Annotated in this window: 3 protein-coding genes; 1 reads left to right on the top strand and 2 read right to left on the bottom strand. The window is 69.0% G+C overall.

Features of this window, described 5'->3' with window-relative positions:
- Positions 1-140: 140 nt before the first annotated feature.
- A complete protein-coding gene (locus tag AB8Z36_RS38480; protein ID WP_369218008.1) occupies positions 141-521 on the top strand; it encodes an ANTAR domain-containing protein in 381 nt (126 codons plus the stop codon).
- Here AB8Z36_RS38480 and AB8Z36_RS38475 read toward each other — a convergent pair.
- Together AB8Z36_RS38475 and AB8Z36_RS38470 are read right to left on the bottom strand one after the other, a co-directional pair.
- Positions 511-744 (bottom strand): DUF4287 domain-containing protein, encoded by a 234-nt coding sequence (locus AB8Z36_RS38475; RefSeq protein ID WP_369218007.1) that lies wholly within the window; start codon positions 742-744, stop codon positions 511-513. The two genes, AB8Z36_RS38480 and AB8Z36_RS38475, sit on opposite strands and share 11 nt — an antisense overlap.
- Before the next feature lie 214 nt (positions 745-958).
- Positions 959-1401: GNAT family N-acetyltransferase (locus AB8Z36_RS38470; RefSeq protein ID WP_369218006.1), on the bottom strand; the 443-nt coding region annotated here is incomplete at its 5' end.

Below are 1401 nucleotides of genomic sequence, written 5' to 3'. Positions count from 1 at the left end.
GCATGGGGCCCGGCGGGCCGGTGGGCGACGGTCGTGCGTGCGACTGAAGCCGTGCGACTAGAGCCGGTGGACCGGTTCCGTGGTGCGGCCCGAATATGCCATGGCATCCTGGCGATTGCCCCCCAGACCCCGGAGGCGATGTGACGTCATCACAGGAGAACGCGGCACGGCGACGGGACGACCAGACCCTGCGACGGGACGACCAAACTCCGAAGAACCCGGGCGAAAAGGTCGTTGAGCTGGAACGCAAGGTGAGTCAGCTCGAACAGGCGGTCGAGTCCCATGCCACGGTGGACCAGGCGATCGGCATCGTGGTCGCCGTGGGCCAACTGACCCCGGAGCAGGCCTGGACGGTCCTCCGGGAGACCTCCCAGCACACCAACACCAAGCTGACCCGCGTGGCGGATCTGATCGTGGCGTGGGGCTGCGCGGGAGACCTGCCGGAGGACATCCGCAAGGAGCTTGACGCGAGCCTGGCGAGGGCGCAGTCGCGGTCGGACTGCGCGGAGCCTACGAGATAACGCCGCTGTGGTTGTTGCTGTCGCCCTCGGCGAGGGTGTGGGCGACGAGGGCGTTGGCGTGCCCGTGCCCGAGCCCGTGCTCGGCCTTGAGCCAGGCGACGAGCTCCATGTGGCGGCTGAGCGGCGACTCCCGTATCAGCGCCTTCCAGTCGCCCACGGGCCGCCCGTACTTCTTCTCGATGGAGGGAAAGTAGCTGGCGGGGCCCTGAACCTTGGCGGCCATGCGGGTTGATCCTCTCGGTCGGTCATACGGGCGAGCGCGGTGCGCGGTGTGCGGTGCGCACGCGGTTACGGGTATGACGGCGGGGGAGGCTGGATCTCATCGCTACGGGGGCGTGTCCTGCGTCACACGAGACGGTGGCCGTACGCCCGAAACTCGCCCAGGCACCAGGCACCAGGCACCAGGCACCAGGCACCAGGCACCAGGGCACCAGGCCCTATGCCTGATACTCGCTCAGGTCGATGGAGGAGACGCGCACGGGATACCCGTGAACGGGATGGCTGATCTCCCGTTCGGTCACCATGCCGAGCTTGCGGCTGACGTTGGCGGAGGCGGTGTCGTCGAGGCGTACGAGGTTGATGACGCGGTCGAGCCCACGGTCTTGCAGCGCGAATTCGAGGGTGGCCTGCGCGGCCTCGGAGGCGTACCCCTGCCCCCAGAACTGCGCACCGAGCCGCCAGCAGATCCCGACGGAGCCCGCGAGGTCGGCGGGCTGGTCCACCGGGTGGAGCCCGACGGCCCCGGCAAGCTCACCGGACCCGAGCAGCTTGACGGCGAACACCCCGAACCCTTCCTCGTCCCACTCCTCCTCCCACCGCTCGATCTCCTCGGCGGTGAACTCCAGATCCCGCACCGTTCCGTCCCCGACCCACCGCATGA

This window comes from Streptomyces flavofungini (assembly GCF_041028215.1).
GTDB classification, from domain to species: Bacteria; Actinomycetota; Actinomycetes; order Streptomycetales; family Streptomycetaceae; genus Streptomyces; species Streptomyces flavofungini_B.
This window is presented reverse-complemented; position numbering and strand designations above follow the sequence as displayed.

Excerpts from the sequence above, each read along its gene's own strand:
- AB8Z36_RS38475 (WP_369218007.1), bottom strand. The coding sequence starts at position 744 with ATGGCCGCCAAGGTTCAGGGCCCCGCCAGCTACTTTCCCTCCATCGAG.